The sequence below is a fragment of the Corynebacterium sp. UMB9976 genome (genome assembly GCF_030212265.1).
Taxonomy (GTDB): Bacteria; Actinomycetota; Actinomycetes; order Mycobacteriales; family Mycobacteriaceae; genus Corynebacterium.
This window is the reverse complement of the sequence record NZ_JASODY010000113.1, coordinates 1-264: the sequence shown is the minus strand read 5'-3', so window position 1 is coordinate 264 and position 264 is coordinate 1. Positions and strand designations below refer to the sequence as shown.

Sequence of the window (264 nt, the reverse complement as noted above, 5' to 3'; positions counted from 1 at the left end):
CAGCTCGCGTACCACTTTAAATGGCGAACAGCCATACCCTTGGGACCTACTTCAGCCCCAGGATGTGATGAGCCGACATCGAGGTGCCAAACACCGCCGTCGATATGAACTCTTGGGCGGTATCAGCCTGTTATCCCCGGAGTACCTTTTATCCGTTGAGCGATGGCCCTTCCATTCAGAACCACCGGATCACTATGACCTGCTTTCGCACCTGCTCGCGCCGTCACGCTCGCAGTCAAGCTGGCTTATGCCATTGCACTAACC

Annotated in this window: 1 rRNA gene; it reads right to left on the bottom strand. The window is 55.7% G+C overall.

From position 1 onward, the window contains the following. Positions 1-264: ribosomal RNA gene (locus tag QP140_RS10035) — 23S ribosomal RNA — on the bottom strand; the annotation flags it as partial.